At 34.6% G+C, this 20,979-nt stretch carries 11 protein-coding genes, 2 tRNA genes and 3 rRNA genes; 10 read left to right on the top strand and 6 right to left on the bottom strand.

The features are described from left to right. Nucleotides 1–10: 10 nt before the first annotated feature. A complete protein-coding gene (secDF, locus tag AC2TEO_RS06330) occupies nt 11–2,992 on the bottom strand; it encodes a protein translocase subunit SecDF (RefSeq protein WP_442267295.1) in 2,982 nt (993 codons plus the stop codon). A 242-nt stretch (nt 2,993–3,234) separates the two neighbouring features. On the opposite strand from secDF, the gene AC2TEO_RS06325 reads away from it, so the two are divergent. After that, nucleotides 3,235–3,861, top strand: coding sequence for a hypothetical protein (locus tag AC2TEO_RS06325; RefSeq protein WP_442267294.1), 627 nt, complete (start codon nt 3,235–3,237; stop codon nt 3,859–3,861). A 16-nt stretch (nt 3,862–3,877) separates the two neighbouring features. Here the strand turns inward: AC2TEO_RS06325 and AC2TEO_RS06320 are convergent, their stop codons facing one another. The 5 genes from AC2TEO_RS06320 to thrS form a co-directional block, all read right to left on the bottom strand. Next, the gene (locus tag AC2TEO_RS06320; RefSeq protein ID WP_442267293.1) at nt 3,878–4,474 is read right to left on the bottom strand and encodes a hypothetical protein; all 597 of its coding nucleotides are present in this window, start codon (nt 4,472–4,474) and stop codon (nt 3,878–3,880) included. Nucleotides 4,475–4,556: 82 nt separating this feature from the next. Then, entirely contained in the window at nt 4,557–4,901 is a 345-nt protein-coding gene (gene rplT / locus AC2TEO_RS06315; protein ID WP_095070111.1) for a 50S ribosomal protein L20, read from the bottom strand. A 94-nt stretch (nt 4,902–4,995) separates the two neighbouring features. Further along, the gene (gene rpmI, locus AC2TEO_RS06310) at nt 4,996–5,193 is read right to left on the bottom strand and encodes a 50S ribosomal protein L35 (RefSeq protein ID WP_075341031.1); all 198 of its coding nucleotides are present in this window, start codon (nt 5,191–5,193) and stop codon (nt 4,996–4,998) included. Between the two features lie 61 nt (nt 5,194–5,254). After that, a complete protein-coding gene (infC, locus tag AC2TEO_RS06305) occupies nt 5,255–5,773 on the bottom strand; it encodes a translation initiation factor IF-3 (protein WP_442267747.1) in 519 nt (172 codons plus the stop codon). Between the two features lie 68 nt (nt 5,774–5,841). Then, nucleotides 5,842–7,794, bottom strand: a complete 1,953-nt coding sequence (gene thrS, locus AC2TEO_RS06300; RefSeq protein WP_442267292.1) for a threonine--tRNA ligase — start codon at nt 7,792–7,794, stop codon at nt 5,842–5,844. 747 nt (nt 7,795–8,541) lie between these two features. On the opposite strand from thrS, the gene AC2TEO_RS06295 reads away from it, so the two are divergent. The 9 genes from AC2TEO_RS06295 to AC2TEO_RS06255 all read left to right on the top strand — a co-directional run bounded on the left by AC2TEO_RS06295 (nt 8,542) and on the right by AC2TEO_RS06255 (nt 20,975). Next, nucleotides 8,542–10,061, top strand: a 16S ribosomal RNA gene (locus tag AC2TEO_RS06295). Between the two features lie 89 nt (nt 10,062–10,150). Continuing rightward, nucleotides 10,151–10,224: transfer RNA gene (locus tag AC2TEO_RS06290), tRNA-Ile, on the top strand. Between the two features lie 83 nt (nt 10,225–10,307). Then, a tRNA-Ala gene (locus AC2TEO_RS06285) sits at nt 10,308–10,381 on the top strand. Between the two features lie 174 nt (nt 10,382–10,555). Then, a 23S ribosomal RNA gene (locus tag AC2TEO_RS06280) occupies nt 10,556–13,339 on the top strand. A gap of 101 nt (nt 13,340–13,440) precedes the next feature. Then, nucleotides 13,441–13,549 (top strand): 5S ribosomal RNA (rrf, locus tag AC2TEO_RS06275). The 16S, 23S and 5S rRNA genes sit together here with 2 tRNA genes alongside, the layout of an rRNA operon. A 288-nt stretch (nt 13,550–13,837) precedes the next feature. Continuing rightward, complete coding sequence (locus AC2TEO_RS06270; protein WP_442267291.1) at nt 13,838–15,244, top strand: glycogen synthase; 1,407 nt, start codon at nt 13,838–13,840, stop codon at nt 15,242–15,244. A gap of 9 nt (nt 15,245–15,253) precedes the next feature. Then, nucleotides 15,254–16,525: a glucose-1-phosphate adenylyltransferase gene (locus AC2TEO_RS06265; protein ID WP_442267290.1), complete on the top strand. Its 1,272-nt coding sequence runs from the start codon at nt 15,254–15,256 to the stop codon at nt 16,523–16,525. Nucleotides 16,526–16,548: 23 nt separating this feature from the next. Then, on the top strand, nt 16,549–18,462 hold the full coding sequence (glgB, locus tag AC2TEO_RS06260) for a 1,4-alpha-glucan branching protein GlgB (protein WP_442267289.1): 1,914 nt from the start codon (nt 16,549–16,551) through the stop codon (nt 18,460–18,462). A gap of 110 nt (nt 18,463–18,572) precedes the next feature. Further along, a complete protein-coding gene (locus tag AC2TEO_RS06255; protein ID WP_442267288.1) occupies nt 18,573–20,975 on the top strand; it encodes a glycoside hydrolase family 31 protein in 2,403 nt (800 codons plus the stop codon). Nucleotides 20,976–20,979 lie beyond the last annotated feature (4 nt).

Raw genomic sequence — 20,979 nt, 5'->3', positions numbered from 1 at the left:
TCTAATGAATTTATTTTTGAGTTTCTTTATTCTTGGTAACATCAAACATAATCGGTGTAGCTACGAATAAAGATGAGTATGTACCAACAACGACACCTACGATTAATGCAAACATGAATCCTTTAATACTATCTCCTCCAAAGAAGAAGATAGCTAACATTACTAATAATGTTGTTAAAGATGTATTTATTGTTCTTCCTAAAGTACTACTTAAAGCTTTGTCAACTAAATTAGCAGTAAAAGAACTACTATTTTCTGCATATTCTCTAATTCTATCGAATATTACTACGGTATCATTCAGTGAGTAACCAACTACAGTTAAAATTGCTGCTATAAATGATTGTCCGATTTCCATATCAAATGGCATGAATTTATATAAGATAGAGAAGATTCCTAATACGATTAAAACATCGTGGAATACAGCTGCAACTGCACCAATAGAATAAGAAACTTTTCTGAATCGTAACAAGATGTATAAGAAAACAACAAGTAAAGATCCGAATACGGCCCAAATAGCTGCTTGCTTGATATCATCTGCAATAGTTGGATCAACTTTTCTTGCACTCATAATACCTTGTGCATTTTCACCTTTATCAAAACCAGGTTTAAAGTTTTCGTAACTTAAATCTGTTAAATATGTTTTTAAACCATTGTATAAAGTATTTTGAACTAATTCGTCTACTTCTTTACTCTTTTCTTCTATTTTGAAAACAGTTGTAATCTTTAATTGATTAGAAGCACCGTAAGTTTTAACTTCAGGAGCCGTTCCAAAAACTTCTTTTAAAGAATTAGCAACTTCATTAGCTTTCATGTCTTTATCAAAACGAACGACAAAAGACCTACCTCCTTTAAAATCTACACCTTGTTTTAAACCAATTGTAGAAATCGAAGCTAAACCGATAATGATTAACCCACCAGAAATGATATAAGCGATCTTACGCTTTCTTAAGAATTCAATACTGATGTTTTTAAACCAGTTTTTAGAAATATTTGTATTGAATGTTAAATTACTTCCTTTAGTTACAGCTCCATCAACAAATAAACGAGTTATGAAAATTGCTGTAAATAAAGATGTAGCAATACCAATCATTAACGTTAATGCAAACCCTTTAATTGGACCTGTACCGAAAACGTATAAGATAACACCAGTTAAGAATGTAGTAATATTAGCATCAAAGATAGCAGATAAAGCTCCTTTAAAACTAAATCCTTCATTAACTGATTCGAATAAACTCTTTCCTGAATTTAAGGCTTCTTTAATTCTTTCGAAAATAATTACATTGGCATCTACGGACATACCGATAGTTAATATGATACCTGCAATACCTGGTAATGTTAATACAGAATTAAAAGATGCTAATACTCCAAAAATGAATAAGATGTTCACTAATAATGCAATGTTAGCATATAAACCAGCTTTTCCGTAATATAATACCATCCAAACTAATACTAGTAAGATAGCTAAAGCAAAAGACCAAATACTTGCATTAATTGCTTCTTTACCTAATGATGGCCCAACTACTTCAGATTCAATAATTCTTGCAGGAGCAGGTAATTTACCTGCTTTTAATACAGTTGCAATGTCTTGAGCTTCCTCTACAGTCATAGCACCTCCAGAAATTGAAGATGTACTTCCTAATTTTTGTTTGATAATAGGAGCAGAGTACACGTAATCGTCTAACACAATAGCAACATATTTATTAATGTTTTTTTCTGTTAAGCTACTCCATAATTTAGTTCCTTTAGTATTCATAGTCATGCTTACTTCAGGTTTACCTAACTGATCAAACTGTTGAGATGCATCTGCAATAACATCTCCTTCAATATTTGCTATTCCATCTCTATTAGATTTAATAGCGTACAAACGAATATAACTTTCTAAGTCGTTCCCTGATTCAGTGTTTTGATTATCAGATTTGTAATCCCATAAAAACTTAGTGTTTCTTAAATTAGCTGGTAATAAAGCAGTAATTTGCTTATCTCTTAATAAGCTCATTACTTTTGCTGTATCTTGAATTTTAGAATATCCTACAATCGAATTGTATTGCTGTTGATTTGGGATTAAATAGTTAAATAACATTTTTGAATCAGCTACAGAAGTAGAGTCACTGCTATCATTTAATAAATCATTAATATTACTTTTCTCTGTACTATCTTTCTTTTCTGAAACTTCTTTTTCAACAGATTTCTTTAATAAATCAATTGATTTTAAATTAGCTTGAGATAAAAATGGTAAAACTTCGGTGTTAGCATACACTTCCCAGAATTGTAATTTAGCAGTGCTTACTAATAACTTCTTTACACGCTCAACATCTTTAGCACCTGGCAATTCAACTTGAATTCTACCAGAAGTTCCAATTCTTTGAATATTAGGTTGAACAACTCCAAACTTGTCAATACGGCTTCTTAATACTTGAAAAGCAGTTCCTATAGAGCTGTTTATTTCTTGTAATAAAACAGTTTTTACTTCGCTGTTGGTTTTATTGAAGTCAATTTTCTCTCGTAATAACTTATTACCAAAGATTTTTGGGTCGCTTAATTTTATTGCTCCCTTACTAGCTTTTTCAAATTCTGTATAGAATAAATCGATATAATCATCTTGAGAATCTTTTTGAGCTTCATCAGCATTAGCTAAAGCTGTTAAGAAAGTTTCATTTTTAGATTCGTTAGATAATCCTATTAAGATATCCTTTACTGATACTTGTAAAATAGCATTAATACCACCTTTTAAATCAAGACCAAGATTCATTTCTTTGTCTTTAATGTCATTGTAGGTGTTTCCTAATACTACTTCTTTATTTGCAACACTATCAAGATATTTTCTCTCAAGTCTAGCTAATTCTTTACCTGTTTTATTTTCTCCAAGATTGGCTTCAGCATATGTTTTTGCTTCGTTTTCAACCTTGTTTCCAAAAAACGTAAATGATAATTGGTATAAGCTTACTAATCCGAAAAGGATTGCAAATAATCTGATTAGACCTTTGTTTTGCATTTTCAATAATTTAGACTGACTTCTTTTTTAAAACGTGCAAATATAGTATAACATAAGTAGAAGAAAAAAGAAAACCCTAATTTTTACGAGTTAGGTTTGTTATAATCTTTAAAAATTATTGTATTCATAACGAATTCTTCACTTTTTTAAATTGAATAGTTTGATATTTTTCAACGATTTTCTGTATATTTATGTCATAATGCAATTCGGGGAGAAAGTTAGAGACCGCTAATAGAAATGTTATGTTATTATTCCGAAAAACATTATTTAATTTTTTTTCTTCAAGAAAGTATTATACTTCTTATTATAAAAGAACTATAAATAAGTATAAGTATCCTGAGGCTTATTTAAAATTATATACTTCTCTTAATTCATTTAATAAAACTTTAGAAACTGAAGTGAATATTTCTTTTCTAGAGGGAATAGGGTTTGGTGCAAATTTACATAAGGTAAAAGCTAAACTTAGAAATTCTTACAGAGTAGTTAATGAGTTAAAATCTATCGTTATTTTGTTTACTGAAGTAAAAATGCTAGGTTATAAATTTATTATTGAAATGCATTTTTTTAAACAAAAATTAGTGTGTTTTAAATATGTGTTTAGAAATGAATTAGATAAAACAAGGTTAAAGAATATGATTGCAGAAAAATATTTGAAAGAGCTTAATATTAGTGATGATTTAATAGATTATTGTATTAAAGATGTAAATGAAAATTATATTTTTTTAATAGATGAAGTAAGTTTGTCTATTAACTACATGAGTTACAAATATGGTTTTTATAATCATTTATCACAACTAAACACTGAAAGAGAAATTAAAGAATTATTAAAGCGAAAAAAAGAAACTATTGAACTATATAATAGATTATAAAAACAAAGAGAAGTTTTTAAACTCCTCTTTGTTTGTTAATTTCGTCTTGTAGTTGTCTTCTCAGTTTTTGTTCCTTTTCTAAAGATTTTTTTCTGAAAGATTCAAATTCATGTTCTATTTCAACTAAATTACTTTTTGCTTTTTTAGTTAAAATATTACTGCTTTTAAATTTAGAAAAGAAGAAAATTAAAGCTAGCAATAATACTCCAATAAGAGACCAAGTAAACATATTATAAGTAGTCTTGTTTGTAGCAATTCCTAAAACATTAATCTGATTTTCTTTGTCTTGTGAACTAGTTAGATTATTAGAAACTTTATTAATCTTTTCATTCAAAGAAGCTATTTCTTTCTTTTGAGAATCTACTATGTTTTGTCGAGCAACTATTTCTTTTCTTAAAATAGCAACACTATCAAGTACATTTTTTTGGAAAACTAAAAATTCATTTCTAGGTATCATTTTATACTCTTTCCAAGTATTCGATAACTCGTACGCTTTTTTAAATTCATTTTCTATAGTATTTGGTAATTCTTTAACTTCTTTTTTAGTCAATTTTACTTGTGCTAATAATGAAGTTGAAAAAAACAATACAAATAAAAAGTTAATAGTTTTCATTAGATATATTTAGATTTCGAGTTGATTTAAAAAAACCCAAACGAAAAAGTTTGGGTTTTTAGTATAAGCAAGGTTATTAAACTTATTTTACTTTATCTACAATTGCCTTAAAAGCCTCTGGGTTGTTCATAGCTAAATCTGCTAAAACCTTACGGTTTAATTCGATGTTGTTAGCTTTTACTTTACCCATAAACTGTGAGTAAGACATTCCGTACTGACGAGCTCCAGCGTTAATACGTTGAATCCATAATGAACGGAAGTTTCTTTTCTTGTTTTTACGGTCACGGTAAGCATATTGTAATCCTTTCTCAACCGCGTTTTTAGCTACTGTATAAACGTTTTTTCTACGTCCGAAGTAACCTTTAGCTTGCTTCAAGATTTTTTTTCTTCTATTTCTTGAAGCCACAGAATTTACTGATCTTGGCATAATTTTCTTGTTTTTGTAGTAGGCGACTAATTAAATAGTTCTTTATTGAGCCTAACTCCATGGTTAATAATTTATTTTACTACCTAGCAAATTATTATTTTAATAATAATTGTTGCTTAATATTACTCTCATCAGATTTGTGAACTAACGTAGAGTGTGTTAATGCAAGCTTACGTTTCTTAGACTTCTTTGTTAAGATATGACTCTTAAACGCGTGCTTTCTTTTAATCTTTCCAGAACCAGTTAACTTAAAACGTTTCTTGGCACTAGATTTAGTTTTCATTTTAGGCATCTTCTGCTATCGTTTTTATCTTGCTTATATATTTTTACTCTTCAAAAAAGAATATAATGTTTTATTTTATTTTCTTAGGAGCAATAAACATAATCATTCGTTTACCCTCTAATTTTGGCATTTGCTCCACCTTACCGTATTCTTCTAATTCTTGAGCTAATTTTAACAATAAAATTTGCCCTTGTTCTTTAAATATAATAGAACGTCCTTTGAAGAAAACGTATGCTTTTAATTTAGCTCCATCTTGAAGGAACTTAATTGCATGCTTCTTCTTAAATTCGTAATCATGCTCATCTGTCTGAGGGCCGAAACGAATTTCCTTAACAACCACTTTTGTCGCTTTTGCCTTTAAGGCTTTTTCACGTTTCTTTTGTTCGTAAAGAAACTTTTTATAATCTATAACTTTACAAACAGGAGGGACTGCTTTAGGAGATATTTCAACTAAATCTAACTCTTGTTCTTGAGCTATTGCTTTAGCTTTTGCAAGTGAATACACACCTACTTCAACATTTTCGCCTACTAAGCGAACTTCATCAACATATTTAATTTTATCATTAATTCTATGTTGATCTTCTTTAATTACTCTCGCGGGTCTGCGACCACGTTTTCTTCTTATTGCTATGGCTTATGCGTTTTTAAATTGTTATTTTAATTATTTGTGTTAAACGTTACTAACGTTTTCTGAACTTCTTTCTGTATTATCTGAATGAATTCTTCTATGGTAAATGTTCCTATATCACCTTCACCATGTTTCCTTACAGATACTGTGCCATCTTGTTCTTCCTTCTCTCCAACAATAATCATGAAAGGGATCTTGTTTACTTCTGCGTCTCTAATTTTACGACCAGTCTTCTCATTTCTATCGTCTACGAGGGCGCGAATTTCGGAATTTTCTAACAAAAGTAAAACTTTTTCGGTATATTTTTCATATTTCTCACTGATTGGCAATATAATAACCTGCTCAGGAGTTAGCCAAAGAGGGAAGTTACCTCCTGTGTGTTCTAGTAAAACTGCGATAAATCTTTCCATTGATCCGAAAGGAGCTCTGTGAATCATTACAGGCCTATGTAGTTGATTATCGCTGCCTTTATAACTTAGATCAAAACGTTCAGGTAAATTGTAATCAACTTGAATGGTACCAAGTTGCCAACTTCTACCTAAAGCATCCTTAACCATGAAATCTAATTTAGGACCATAGAAAGCAGCTTCTCCAGACTCAATTACATAATTTAAGCCTTTATCTTTTGCAGCATTTATAATTGCTTGTTCTGCTTTTTCCCAATTTTCAACATCACCGATGTACTTTTCTGGTTTGTCTAAGTCTCTAACAGAAACTTGAGCTGTGAAATTTTCGAAACCTAAAGATCCAAAAACATATAAAACAAGATCTATAACGTTTTTAAATTCTGAATCTAATTGCTCTGGAGTACAGAAAATATGAGCATCATCTTGAGTAAAACCTCTAACTCTAGTTAATCCATGTAATTCTCCACTTTGTTCATATCTATAAACTGTTCCAAATTCAGCAAATCGCTTTGGTAAATCTTTGTATGAATATGGTTTGTAATTATACACTTCGCAATGGTGAGGACAGTTCATGGGTTTTAATAAAAACTCTTCATTGTCTTTTGGAGTATTTATAGGTTGAAAACTATCTTCACCATATTTAGCATAATGTCCAGAAGTAACGTATAATTCTTTTTGACCAATGTGAGGAGTCATTACCATTTCATAACCTGCTTTCTTTTGTGCAGCTTTTAAAAAATCTTCAAGTCTACCTCTTAAAGCAGCGCCTTTAGGTAACCACAGAGGTAAACCTTGTCCTACCTTTTCTGAAAAAGTAAATAATTCAAGTTCTTTGCCTAGTTTTCTATGATCTCTTTTTTTAGCTTCCTCTAATAACTCTAAATATTCAGTAAGCATTTTTTGCTTAGGGAAAGAAATACCATAAATACGAGTTAATTGATTGTTTTTTTCATCTCCGCGCCAGTAAGCTCCGGCAACGTTCATTATTTTAATGGCTTTAATTATTCCTGTATTAGGAATATGTCCTCCACGACATAAGTCAGTAAAGTCACTATGATCACAGAATGTAATATCACCGTCTTCTAAACCTTCTATTAACTCTACTTTGTATGAATTGTTTCTTTCTTTATAATAAGATAAAGCTTCTGCTTTGGTAACTGAACGCATTTTGAACTCTGCTTTTTCACGAGCTCTTTCTAAAAACTTCTTTTCTATTGAAGCAAAATCTTTTTCAGATATTGTTTCGTCACCAAAATCAACATCATAATAAAATCCAGTGTCAATAGCAGGTCCTATAGTAAGTTTAGCGTTTGGGTGAAAATCTAAGATTGTCTGAGCTAAAACGTGGGCAGATGAATGCCAAAATGCTTTTTTACCCTCAGGAGAGTCAAAAGTATATAGTGTAAGATTACCATCGGTTGTTAAAGGTGTGGTAGTTTCAATAGTATTGTTATTAAAGCTAGCTGAAATAATATTTCTAGCCAACCCTTCACTAATGCTCTTAGCAACTTCAATAGGAGTTGTGTTTTGTTTGTACTCCCTAATACTTCCGTCAGGTAATGTGATTTTTATCATTTTTATTTAATATTATGTTATGATTTTCCTACAAGTGAAAATCTTAATGCGCAAATATATTGTAAATCGATTTTTAATACAATATATAGTATGTTATTGTTTGTGTTTTTTCAAACATTGATTAAGAGGTGAAAAAGTCAAAATCACAAATGATTGATTATTTACTTTTTATAGAAAACTTTCAAAAAAGTGTAATTTTTTTGGTTTAAAAGTTTGTGTAGATTAAAAAGAGTGTGTAGTTTTGCCCCCGCAAACGGAGAAACGCAGTTTAGAAGTTTGCAGAAGTTCATAAACAGATTGTAAATAAAGAGTAAAATTAAGGTTAAAAAATAATTAAAATTTTACTTGCGGAATTAGAATTAAAGTTTCTATATTTGCAGTCCGTTTTTGAGGCGTGAGTTCATTGATTTTTTGGTGCAAGATTAGGTTTAAAATTAATCGAAAAAAATTTCAAAAAAAGTTTTGTCAGATTAAAAAAAGGTTATAGTTTTGCATCCGCTTTCGGAAATGAAAGCAACGATCACAGAGATTTTGGAATAACAAATAATAGTGTTAATCAGTTCGATTCTGGTGTCTTTACAAAGATTAGATTAGTTGAAGTTTCGGTTGAAACAGATTGAGTGCTGAGATTAATTAAGTTCATTGATAATATTGAAATTGACAGCGTAAATATAGAGAGTAAAGTAACATAGCTTTAACAAAGTTAAATTCTTTTGAAACTTATTCATAAATAATATTAAAGATTATACAATGAAGAGTTTGATCCTGGCTCAGGATGAACGCTAGCGGCAGGCTTAACACATGCAAGTCGAGGGGCAGCATCAATTGCTTGCAATTGGATGGCGACCGGCGCACGGGTGCGTAACGCGTATAGAATCTGCCTTGTACAGGAGGATAGCCTTTAGAAATGAAGATTAATACTCCATAATACTGGTGAGTGGCATCGCTTATTAGTTAAAGATTTATCGGTACAAGATGACTATGCGTCCTATTAGCTAGATGGTAAGGTAACGGCTTACCATGGCTACGATAGGTAGGGGGTCTGAGAGGATTATCCCCCACACTGGTACTGAGACACGGACCAGACTCCTACGGGAGGCAGCAGTGAGGAATATTGGTCAATGGGCGCAAGCCTGAACCAGCCATGCCGCGTGTAGGAAGACTGCCCTATGGGTTGTAAACTACTTTTATATGGGAAGAAACCCCTCTACGTGTAGAGGCTTGACGGTACCATAAGAATAAGCACCGGCTAACTCCGTGCCAGCAGCCGCGGTAATACGGAGGGTGCAAGCGTTATCCGGAATCATTGGGTTTAAAGGGTCCGCAGGCGGTTAATTAAGTCAGAGGTGAAATCCTACAGCTTAACTGTAGAACTGCCTTTGATACTGGTTGACTTGAGTTATACGGAAGTAGGTAGAATAAGTAGTGTAGCGGTGAAATGCATAGATATTACTTAGAATACCGATTGCGAAGGCAGCCTACTACGTGTATACTGACGCTCATGGACGAAAGCGTGGGGAGCGAACAGGATTAGATACCCTGGTAGTCCACGCCGTAAACGATGGACACTAGTTGTTGGATTATTTCAGTGACTAAGCGAAAGTAATAAGTGTCCCACCTGGGGAGTACGATCGCAAGATTGAAACTCAAAGGAATTGACGGGGGCCCGCACAAGCGGTGGAGCATGTGGTTTAATTCGATGATACGCGAGGAACCTTACCAGGGCTTAAATGTAGAGTGACAGGTCTAGAGATAGATTTTTCTTCGGACACTTTACAAGGTGCTGCATGGTTGTCGTCAGCTCGTGCCGTGAGGTGTCAGGTTAAGTCCTATAACGAGCGCAACCCCTATCGTTAGTTGCTAGCAGGTAATGCTGAGGACTCTAGCGAGACTGCCGGTGCAAACCGTGAGGAAGGTGGGGATGACGTCAAATCATCACGGCCCTTACGTCCTGGGCTACACACGTGCTACAATGGTATGGACAATGAGCAGCCACTATGCGAATAGGAGCGAATCTATAAACCATATCACAGTTCGGATCGGAGTCTGCAACTCGACTCCGTGAAGCTGGAATCGCTAGTAATCGGATATCAGCCATGATCCGGTGAATACGTTCCCGGGCCTTGTACACACCGCCCGTCAAGCCATGGAAGCTGGGGGTGCCTGAAGTCGGTGACCGCAAGGAGCTGCCTAGGGTAAAACTGGTAACTAGGGCTAAGTCGTAACAAGGTAGCCGTACCGGAAGGTGCGGCTGGAACACCTCCTTTCTAGAGAAAGATGGTGAGTTACAAGAGTAATTGTGTGTTATTTTACTACTCTGCTGTTAATTTTATACTAAAGACTAAGATCTTAAAATAGTCTCGTAGCTCAGCTGGTTAGAGCGCTACACTGATAATGTAGAGGTCGGCAGTTCGAGTCTGCCCGAGACTACTATTTAAAGATTAGGAAATTCTAGAAGTTGAGGATGTAGTTGTTAGAAACTACTAACTGCTATGTACTAACTACTAGTATATGGGGGATTAGCTCAGCTGGCTAGAGCGCTTGCCTTGCACGCAAGAGGTCACCGGTTCGACTCCGGTATTCTCCACAAAGAGTTATATAGGTTTAGTTTCCTGTGATGACTCATAACAAGTTCATTGACATATTGGTAAAATGATATCGTAAAGAATCAAGATAGAGAGTTAGAGGTTATACTCTAACAAAAATATTTTTATAAAGAATTATAAAGAGCTCGTTTTGACGCAAGTCAAAGCAAAAAGTACAATAAGCTAAATAAGGGCGTATGGCGGATGCCTAGGCTTTCAGAGGCGATGAAGGACGTGATAAGCTGCGATAAGCTACGGGGAGGGGCACATACCTTATAATCCGTAGATTTCCGAATGGGGCAACCCACTATACTGAAGGTATAGTACCGAAAGGGGCAAACCCGGTGAACTGAAACATCTAAGTAACCGGAGGAAGAGAAAACAATAGTGATTCCGTTAGTAGTGGCGAGCGAACGCGGATTAGCCCAAACCAATGTTGTTACGGCAATATTGGGGTTGTAGGGCTGCGACATTAGAATCTTAGTGAACTAGAATCGTTTGGAAAGACGAACCATAGAGAGTGATAGTCTCGTATAGGTAAGCGAAGATGATATAGCAGTACCCTGAGTAGTGCGGGACACGTGTAATCCTGTATGAATCTACCGGGACCATCCGGTAAGGCTAAATACTCCTGAAAGACCGATAGTGAACTAGTACCGTGAGGGAAAGGTGAAAAGAACCCTAAGTAAGGGAGTGAAATAGAACCTGAAACCGTACGCCTACAAGCGGTCGGAGCCCATTAACTGGGTGACGGCGTGCCTTTTGCATAATGAGCCTACGAGTTACTGTTGCTAGCAAGGTTAAGGATTTAAGGTCCGGAGCCGAAGCGAAAGCGAGTCTGAATAGGGCGTATAGTTAGTAGTAGTAGACGCGAAACCGAGTGATCTATCCATGGGCAGGTTGAAGCTGTGGTAACACATAGTGGAGGACCGAACCAGTTGACGTTGAAAAGTCTTTGGATGACCTGTGGATAGGGGTGAAAGGCCAATCAAACTCGGAAATAGCTCGTACTCCCCGAAATGCATTTAGGTGCAGCGTTGAGTAAAAGTTTTATAGAGGTAGAGCTACTGATTGGATGCGGGGGCTTCACCGCCTACCAATTCCTGACAAACTCCGAATGCTATAAAATGTTTCTCAGCAGTGAGGGCATGGGTGCTAAGGTCCATGTCCGAGAGGGAAAGAACCCAGACCATCAGCTAAGGTCCCCAAATGTATACTAAGTTGAATAAACGAGGTGAAACTGCTTAGACAGCTAGGATGTTGGCTTGGAAGCAGCCATTCATTTAAAGAGTGCGTAACAGCTCACTAGTCGAGCGGTTTTGCATGGATAATAATCGGGCATAAGTATACTACCGAAGCTATGGACGAGAGTGGTAGGGGAGCATTCTATATGTGTTGAAGGTGTGCTGTGAGGCATGCTGGAACGTATAGAAAAGAAAATGTAGGCATAAGTAACGATAAAGGGGGCGAGAAACCCCCTCACCGAAAGACTAAGGTTTCCTCAGCGATGCTAATCAGCTGAGGGTTAGTCGGGACCTAAGGCGAACCCGAAAGGGGTAGTCGATGGACAACAGGTTAATATTCCTGTACCTGCTCACATTAAAAGTGACGGATCTCCCAGGTGCTTACGGGGTGACGGAAGTCCCCGTTGAGCCTAGGCTTCGGCTAAAGCGAAAGCAAGTAAGAGGTTCCAAGAAAAGCGAGTGAAGCAGCCCGTACCGTAAACCGACACAGGTAGTTGGGATGAGAATTCTAAGGTGCTCGAGAGATTCATGGCTAAGGAACTAGGCAAAATCGACCTGTAACTTCGGGAGAAAGGTCGCCTACTTCGGTAGGCCGCAGTGAAAAGATCCAGGCGACTGTTTATCAAAAACACAGGGCTTTGCTAAATTGAAAGATGATGTATAAGGCCTGACACCTGCCCGGTGCTGGAAGGTTAAGTGGAGGGTTTAGCTTCGGCGAAGATCTAAAATGAAGCCCCAGTAAACGGCGGCCGTAACTATAACGGTCCTAAGGTAGCGAAATTCCTTGTCGGGTAAGTTCCGACCTGCACGAATGGTGCAACGATCTGGATACTGTCTCAGCCATGAGCTCGGTGAAATTGTAGTATCGGTGAAGATGCCGATTACCCGCAGCGGGACGAAAAGACCCCGTGAACCTTTACTATAGCTTCGTATTGACTTTGGATAAGTAATGTGTAGGATAGGTCGGAGACTTTGAAGCAGTGTCGCTAGGCGCTGTGGAGTCAACCTTGAAATACGACCCTTTGCTTATCTAGAGCCTAACTCAGCGATGAGAACAGTGCGTGGTGGGTAGTTTGACTGGGGTGGTCGCCTCCAAAAGAGTAACGGAGGCTTCTAAAGGTTCCCTCAGCACGCTTGGTAACCGTGCGTAGAGTGCAATGGCATAAGGGAGCTTGACTGAGAGACATACAGGTCGATCAGGTACGAAAGTAGAGCATAGTGATCCGGTGGTTCCGCATGGAAGGGCCATCGCTCAAAGGATAAAAGGTACTCCGGGGATAACAGGCTGATCTCCCCCAAGAGCTCACATCGACGGGGGGGTTTGGCACCTCGATGTCGGCTCGTCACATCCTGGGGCTGGAGAAGGTCCCAAGGGTTGGGCTGTTCGCCCATTAAAGTGGCACGCGAGCTGGGTTCAGAACGTCGTGAGACAGTTCGGTCTCTATCTGCTGTGGGCGTTAGAAATTTGAGTGGATCTGACTTTAGTACGAGAGGACCGAGTTGGACGAACCTCTAGTGTATCTGTTGTCTCGCCAGGGGCACTGCAGAGTAGCTACGTTCGGAAGGGATAAGCGCTGAAAGCATATAAGCGCGAAACCCACCACAAGATGAGATTTCTTTAAAGGGTCGTTGAAGATGACAACGTTGATAGGCTATAAGTGTAAGTGCAGTAATGTATGTAGCTGAGTAGTACTAATAACCCATAGGCTTATGTACGTACTTCCCCTCTTAATGAGGGGAAGACAACTCTTTTGATTATTTAAAATACCATTTTACTAATATGTTAACTTATACAGTTGAAATATACTGAAACAACTTAAGGTGATTATAGCAATGGGGCTCACCTCTTACCATTCCGAACAGAGAAGTTAAGCCCATTAGCGCCGATGGTACTGCCACTGGTGGGAGAGTAGGTCGTCGCCTTTCTTTTAAACAAAAATCCGATTAGTTTTTTACTAATCGGATTTTTTGTTTTTTAATATTTATTATAAATATTAAAATAGATATTATCCTTTTAAATTAATTACTTACCTGAAGGCTTTATAAACAGTAATTTAACGAAATCGTTATATTACCTTATTTTTAATATTCAAGGTTAATAATCGTATTCGTATTGTTAAATTGATAATTTTAATAGCTTTTTTTTAATATTAATTTCATTCTTTTTTTTGAGCTATTCACTAACTTTATAAGTGAACTTTTAATGCCTCCATAATGAAAATACTTCATACAAGTTTTGAATGTTATCCAATAGCTAAAGTAGGTGGTCTTGCAGATGTAGTTGGAGCTCTGCCTAAATATCAGAGAGATCTTAAAGCTGATTCTATTGTTGCCATGCCGTATTACAAGAATTCTTTCGTACAAAAGCAAAAGTTAAAAGAAATTAGTAATGGTAAAATAGAGCTTAACGATAAAAGTTATGATTATAGCATACTAAAGTTTAGTTCTAAGGAAATAGTTTTTGAGTTGTATGTTATTCAAATTGATAACCTGTTAGATACTGAAGCTGTTTATGGATATCAAGATGAAACTCAAAGATATATTGGGTTTCAATTAGCATTATTAGATTGGATTATAAATAAAGAATTAGAATTTGATGTTATTCATTGCCATGATCATCATACTTCTTTAATTCCTTTTTTTATTAATTATTGTAATAGTTTTAAATCATTAGAAAAAATTCCTACAGTATTAACTATTCATAATGCGCAATATCAAGGTAGCTTTTCCCATGATAGATTAAATCTTTTCCCTGAATTTGATTTTTCTAATGTTGGTTTATTAGATTGGTATGGATCAGTTAACCCATTAGCGGCAGGCATTAAATGTGCTTCAAGAGTAAATACTGTATCACCATCTTATATGGAGGAGCTTAAAGAACAAGCAAATGGATTAGAAGGTCTATTAAGAAGTGAAAGTGAAAAGTGTGTTGGGATTTTAAATGGAATAGACACTGAAATATGGAATCCTGAAACTGACAAAATATTAAAGAAGAATTATAAATCTACAAATGCTGTTTCTGGAAAAAAAGCTAATAAAAAAGAGATTTGTGATAAATACGGATTTGATATCAATTTACCTCTATTTGGCTTTATAGGAAGACTCGTTGGAGAGAAATCAGCAGATTTACTTCCGCAAGTAATAAATGAGGCTATTGAAGAACATGGAGATATTAATATTTTCGTTTTAGGCTCAGGTCACGAACACATAGAACAAGAATTAATAGAGTTAAAAGAATTTTATAAAGGTAATTTTAATGCTCATATAGGATATGACGAAGAATTATCTCATTTGGTTTATGCAGGTTCAGATTTCTTATTAATGCCTTCTAGAGTTGAACCTTGTGGATTAAATCAAATGTATTCCTTGAGATATGGAACCATTCCAATAGTAAGAAGAACTGGTGGATTAAAAGATACAGTAATTGATATTGGAGATGGTGGTTTTGGAATTTGTCATGATCAAGCTTCAGTATGGGATATATGTTATTCTATCAAAAGAGCAGTAGAATTGTTCAACGACACTAAAACATTCAGAAAAATTCAGAAACAAATAATGAAAATAGATCATTCTTGGACTAAATCTGCTCAAGAGTATTTAGATCTTTATAAATCAATTTAACCTACCTACATGATTAACAAAAAAGTTCTCGCAATTATTTTAGGAGGAGGACAAGGAACCAGATTATCTCCTCTTACAGACAGACGTTCAAAACCAGCAGTATCAATAGCTGGAAAATATAGATTAGTAGATATTCCAATATCCAATTGCCTACATTGTGATATTAAGAGAATGTTTGTTCTTACTCAGTTTAATTCTGCTTCATTAAACAGACATATTAAAAACACTTATACTTTTAGCACTTTTAGCGAGGCTTTTGTTGATATAATGGCTGCAGAGCAAACTCCAGAAAATAAAACTTGGTTCCAAGGTACAGCAGATGCTGTACGTCAATCAATGCATCATATTTTAAATCATGAATTTGAATATGTATTAATTTTATCTGGAGATCAATTATATCAAATGGATTTCGATGATATGTTAGAAAAACATATCAGTAAGAAAGCAGAAATTAGTATAGCAACTTTACCTGTTAATGCTAAAGATGCTACTGGTTTTGGTATCTTAAAAACAGATGAAGAAGATTATATAACTTCATTCGTAGAGAAACCTTCAGCAGATGCACTTCCAGGTTGGGAATCTGAAGTAGATGAAGAAATGAAGAATGAAGACAGATATTATTTAGCTTCTATGGGAATTTATATTTTCAATAGAGATTTATTAGTAGAGTTAATGTCTAATCAAGATACAATTGATTTTGGAAAAGAAATTATTCCAGACTCAATAGGAAAAAATACAGTATTAGCATATCAATATAAAGGATATTGGACAGATATTGGAACGATTGCTTCTTTCTTTGAAGCGAATATTGGACTTACAGATGAAGTTCCAAAATTTGATTTATTTAATACTTCAAAAAACGTATTAACTCGCCCGAGAATATTACCACCGTCTAAAATTTATGGAACCAGATTGAATAAAGCCATGATTGCTGATGGTTGTATTATTAACGCAAATACAATTGAAAATTCTGTAATAGGAATCCGTTCAAGAATAGGAAAAGGAAGTGAAATTAATAATACCTATATGATTGGAGCTAACCTTTATCAAGATATTGAAGAAATAGAGAAAGATAAAAAAGAAGGTATTCCATACATTGGAGTAGGTGATAATTGTACAATTGAAAATGCAATTATTGATAAAGATGCTAGAATTGGAAATAACGTAGTAATAAAAGGAGGAAAACATCTTAAAGATGTAACAGAAGATGCTTATGTAATTAAAGATGGAATTGTAGTGATTCGTAGAAGAGCTGTAATCCCTCACGGATTTAAATTATAATAAGTTTTAGGACATCATATTTTATGAGTAAAGTTATAGCGTATAGTTTATTTTCAGATTTTGATATCAATTTATTTAAAGTAGGTAAACATTTCCGATTGTATGAGAAATTAGGTTCTCATATTATCGAAGTAGATGGAGTAGAAGGAACATATTTTGCTGTTTGGGCTCCATCGGCTAAATCTGTTTCAGTAGTTGGAGATTTTAATTACTGGACAGATCAAGAATATGTTTTAAATGTTCGTTGGGATGCTTCTGGTATTTGGGAAGGTTTTATACCTAAAGTTGGAAAAGGGAATTTATATAAGTATAAAATCCATTCTCATAACGATGGAATTGTTACAGAGAAAGCAGATCCTTATGCTAGAAGATGCGAACATCCACCTAAAACCGCTTCAGTAGTTTGGGATAATCCTTATACATGGGAGGATACCAAATGGATGAAGAAAAGAAAAAAGCATAACGCAGTCAACGCTCCATATTCTGTTTATGAAGTTCATTTAGGTTCTTGGAAAAAAAAGTTTAACGATAATAATAGATCATTATCTTATGTAGAATTGGCCGATGAATTAGTAAACTACGTGAAAGAAATGCAATTTACGCATGTCGAGTTAATGCCTGTTATGGAATATCCATACGATCCTTCATGGGGATATCAAATCACTGGATATTTTGCGCCAACTTCACGATTCGGTTATCCAGAAGATTTTAAGTTTCTAATAGATAAATTTCATCAGAATGATATTGGTGTAATTTTAGATTGGGTTCCTTCGCATTTTCCAGAAGATGATCACGGATTAGGTTTTTTCGATGGTTCTCATTTATATGAACATCCAGATCGAAGAAAAGGATATCACCCTGATTGGAAAAGTTTAATTTTCAATTACGGAAGAAACGAAGTCAAAAGTTTCTTGATTAGTAATGCTATCTTTTGGTTAGATCAATACCATGTAGATGGTTTACGCGTAGATGCTGTTGCCTCTATGATTTTCTTAGATTATTCTAGAAATTATGGAGAATGGGAACCTAATATGTTTGGTGGAAACGAATATTTAGAAGCCATAGATTTTTTAAAAGAATTGAATGAAGAAGTTTATGCTAGTTTTCCAGATGTACAAACGATTGCTGAAGAATCTACCGCATTTCCAAAAATATCAAGACCAACATATCTTGGCGGATTAGGTTTTGGTATGAAATGGATGATGGGATGGATGCACGATTCACTTAAATATTTCAAAAAAGAACCAATCTATAGAAAACATCATCAAAACGATTTAACGTTTAGTATGACTTATGCTTTTACTGAAAACTTTATGTTGCCATTGTCTCACGATGAAGTTGTTTATGGAAAACAAAGTATAATTGGTAGAATGCCAGGTGATGAATGGCAAAAGTTTGCAAATCTAAGATTACTGTATAGTTACATGTACACACATCCAGGAAGTAAATTGTTATTTATGGGTGGAGAATTTGGTCAGCATACAGAATGGAATTTCGAAGGAAGTTTAGATTGGTATATATTAGAATACGATTTTCATAAAGGAGCGCAAGATTTAGTTCGAGATTTAAATATTCTATATAAAAAATATCCGGCTTTACATGAAAAGCAGTTTGAACATGATGGCTTTGAATGGATAGCACACGACGATCACGAAAATTCAGTTTTAAGTTATATCAGAAAAGGAAAGTCAGCTGAGGATATTTTAATTACAGTATGTAATATGACTCCTATTCCTAGAGAAAATTATAGAATTGGATTACCTAAAAAAGGAAAACTAGTTCAAGTTTTTAATAGTGATTATAAAAAATATGGAGGTAGTGGTATTTCCAACAAAAAAAGTATAAAAATCGAGCAATTAAATTGGAATAGCAGAGAGCATTCTTGCGAAATTACAGTTCCTCCATTAGCGACTGTAATTTTTAAAATTGAAGCCTAATTTTAATCAATCGATTTCGTGAAAAAAGTAATACGATAAGTTCTTTAATTCAGGTATAAGTCGTTTTTTTATAACAGAATACAAGTACAACCCATCAAAATTGAAGTATTATGATTATTAATACAGAATTAGAAAACAAAGGAAATCTTTTCCCCGGAAAAATAAATTCATTCTCTCAAGATGTAGACAAAATCTACTTCAAAACAGAAAACGGAGTAATACTTCAAGTTACCGTAATTCGTGGAAGTGTAATTCGGTTTAGATATGCTACAGATAATAATTTCGAGAATGATTTCTCTTATGCAATTAGTGAAGATGCGGTTAGAGGTTACAGTAAATTAGAAGTTGAAGAACACGATACTTGTTATAAAATTATTACCATCAAGGTAATTATTCAGATAGATAAAGAAAGTTTAAATACATCAATATACGATATTCATGGAAACGTAATCTGTAAAGATGATTGGGGTTTCCATTGGGAACAAAGCTATGAGTATGGTGGAAATATTGTAAAAATGAGTAAATCTGCTCCACAAGGAGAATGTTATTATGGTTTAGGAGATAAACCCATGCATTTAAACTTGAAAGGAAAAAGAATTGAAAATTGGGCAACAGATCAATATGCTTTTGGTAAAGACCAAGATCCGCTATACAAAAGTGTTCCTTTTTATTTAGGAATGTACGAAGAAAGGGCGTATGGAATTTTCTTCGACAACACGTTCAAAACATTTTTTGACTTTTGTCACGAACGTAGAAATGTAACTAGCTTTTGGGCACATGGAGGAGAAATGAATTATTATTTCTTTTATGGACCAGATATGCAAGATGTCATTACTCGTTATACAGATTTAACAGGAAAACCAGAATTACCACCCTTATGGGCTTTAGGATATCATCAATGTAAATGGAGTTATTATCCAGAAGCAAAAGTTAAAGAAGTTACTAGTAAATTCAGAGAGTTAAGAATTCCATGTGATGGTATTTATTTAGATATCGATTATATGGATGGTTTCAGATGTTTTACTTGGAACAGAGAATATTTTCCAGATCCGAAACGTATGGTTACTGAACTTGCAGAAGACGGATTTAAAACGATTGTAATTATAGATCCAGGAATTAAAATTGATGACGATTATTGGGTATATAAAGAGGCCATGAAAAATGATTATTTCTGTAAACGAGCAGATGGTCCTTATATGCGAGGTAAAGTTTGGCCAGGAGAATGTTTCTTTCCAGATTTTACAAATCCGAAAGTAAGAACTTGGTGGGCAGGACTTTTTAAAGAATTAATTGATGAAATCGGAGTAAAAGGTGTTTGGAATGATATGAACGAACCAGCAGTAATGGAAGTTCCAGGAAAAACATTCCCGAATGATGTTCGTCATAATTACGATGGAAATCATTGTAGCCATAGAAAAGCACACAATATTTACGGAACACAAATGGCTCGAGCAACCTACGAAGGTGTAAAAAAATATGCATATCCAAAACGTCCGTTTATCATAACACGTTCTGCTTATTCTGGTGCACAACGTTTTACTTCTTCTTGGACAGGAGATAATATCGCTACTTGGGAACATTTATGGATTGCCAATATTCAAGCACAACGAATGAGTATGAGTGGTATGTCGTTCACAGGAAGTGATATTGGTGGTTTTGCTGAGCATCCAACAGGAGAATTATATGCACGTTGGATTCAATTAGGAGTTTTCCATCCGTTTTGTAGAACACACTCTTCAGGAGACCATGGAAATCAAGAACCTTGGACTTTTGGTGAAGAAGTGATTGATGTTACTCGTAAATATGTAGAATTACGATACCAACTATTACCATATTTATATACTATGTTTTGGGAGTATGCTGAGTTCGGAATTCCAATGTTAAAGTCATTGGTGTTATTCGATCAGTATGATCCACAGACACATTATAGAACTGATGAATTCGTTTTTGGAAATCAAATTTTAGTTTGTCCTATTCAAGAGCCAAATGCTAAGGGAAGAAGAATGTATATTCCTCGTGGGCATTGGTATAATTACTGGACTAGAGAATATGTTACTGGTGGATTAGAAAAATGGGTTGATGCCGATTTAGATATTATTCCAATTTTTATCAAAGAAGGCGCTATAATTCCAAAATATCCAGTGCAACAATATGTTGGTGAAAAAACTATAGATGAACTAAAACTTGAAGTGTATTTTAAACTAGGAGAAAAAGAAGTTTCTAAAGTTTACGAAGATGCTCAAGATGGTTACGATTACACTAAAGGGCGTTATAGTTTACGAACATTTACATTTACAGGTAAAGAGAATGAAGTAATTATTCAACAGCATGTAGATGGAACTTTTGTTACGGAATATGAAACTATGGAGTTCGAAATTATTGGTTTACCTTTTGAAATTAAAGAAGTAGAAATCGATAATGTAGATATAGATTTGAAAAAGGTATTGAGTAAAACAAAACCAAATACATTAATGATTCCAAAGAACTTTGCTGAAATACATATCGAAGGATAAAAGC

Source organism: Tenacibaculum aquaeponti (assembly GCF_057221555.1).
This window is presented reverse-complemented; position numbering and strand designations above follow the sequence as displayed.